Origin of the sequence: Pseudomonas sp. K5002, from assembly GCF_013386655.1 — a bacterium.
Classification (GTDB): domain Bacteria; phylum Pseudomonadota; class Gammaproteobacteria; order Pseudomonadales; family Pseudomonadaceae; genus Aquipseudomonas.
In genome coordinates, this window is the sequence record NZ_JACARK010000936.1 from 1 (window position 1) to 1,601 (window position 1,601).

General features: G+C 61.9%; 2 protein-coding genes. Both read right to left on the reverse strand.

Features of this window, described 5'->3' with window-relative positions; all coding sequences use genetic code 11:
* Window positions 1–850: substrate-binding domain-containing protein (locus tag HX846_RS31275; RefSeq protein WP_178966876.1), on the reverse strand; the 850-nt coding region annotated here is incomplete at its 3' end.
* Between the two features lie 171 nt (window positions 851–1,021).
* Window positions 1,022–1,601 (reverse strand): DNA-binding transcriptional repressor DeoR (locus HX846_RS31280; protein ID WP_178966877.1); only part of this gene is annotated, 580 nt, incomplete at its 5' end.

Genomic DNA, 1,601 nt, shown 5'->3' on the forward strand with positions numbered 1-1,601 from the left:
CCCGCGCCGCCTCGATGGCGACCTCGCCCAGGTAGCGTGGGTCGTTGAGGGCGGTGGCCACGTATTGATCGCCGCTCTGGATGGCATTCAAGGCCTCGGACAAGCCGTCGATCCCGGCCACGAGGACGTCTTTCTTGCCGCTTTCGGTGAGCACTTGCAGCGCGCCCATGGCCATGTCGTCGTTATGCGCGATCACCGCCTTGAGGTCCGGGTGCGCTTGCAGCAAATCCTGCATTGCCGTGACTGCGTTGGCGCGCATGTACTCGCTGTAGGGGCCGTCGATGATCTTGAAGTCGGTGCCGGCCAAAGCGGTGTGGAAGCCCTTGCGGCGTTCTTTCATCACCGTACCGCCGGCGTCGCCCTGAATCTCGATGATCTTGCCCTTGGTCACACCGCGCTGCTTGAGCGCGGCGAGCAGCGCCTTGCCGGACAGCTCGCCCATCTCGGCATTGTTACGGCCAATGGTGGTGGCGACCGGGGCATTGATTGCGCGGTCGACGGCAATCACCGGCACCTTGGCGCGTTTGGCGGCGTCGAGGGCCGCGCCCACGGCGTCGGGGTTCACGGCATTGATGATGAGGATGTCGACCTTGCGGGTCAGCAGGTCCTGGATATCGTTGTTCTGCTTGCTGATATCGCCGTTGGCGTCGAGGAAGATCAGCTCGTCGCCGCCCTTGGCCGCTGCAGCCTTGGCGCCGTCGCGCAGTTGTACGTAGAAGGGAGATTGCAGGGTGACCTGGCTGAAACCGATCTTCAGATCCTTGGCCTGGGCGTTCAGCGCCAGCGCCGAGGCCGCGACAGCCAGTGCAAGGGCCAGCACATGAACAGGTTTACGGGCTATCTGGAGCATGGTGATTCCTATTTTTATTGTTGTCAGGATTCGGGCACGGCCTTCAGGGAGGTCGTGCTCACAAATGTGAACCGCGATCACATTTGAAAAACTATGCCTTGCTCCCGAGAGTGTCAAGGCCAATTTGTTAAATTCCGAACAAATGAAATAAAAATCACAATGCTGTTTGAGTCAGATCAGCAGGATCGCCCCGCTGTCCCTGATCACCTGCTGCTGTGCCGCCTCGAGCCCGGGGTCGCTGATCACCCGCTGGAAGTCCGACAGCTCGGCAAAGTGTGCCGCACGTACTTCGTCGAACTTGCTGTGGTCGGCCACCAGCACGCAGGTCTGCGCCCGCGCCATGACCCGGCGCTTGACCTCCACTTCGTTGAGGTTGTAGCAGGTCACACCGTGGGCGGCGCTGACGCCGGCCGCGGAAATGAACGCCCACGCCACACGGATGCCATCCAGGATGCCCGCCTCGGCATGGCTCTCGAAGACCATGTTGCGCCGATGAAAGGTGCCACCGCAGAGGATGATGGTGCAGTGGGGCTTTTGCTGGAGCTTGAGCAATACGTTGAGGGAATTGCACAGCGCGGTGAACTCCAGGTCATCCGGCAACGCCTCGATTATGAACGGCGTGGTGGTGCCGCAATCGATAAACACCGTGTCGCCGGGGCGCACCAGGCTGGCGGCCAGCACGCCGATCTGACGCTTCTCGGCGACGTGGCGCTGGTCCTGTTCGGCGACCTGGTAATCGGGCTCCGGCGGC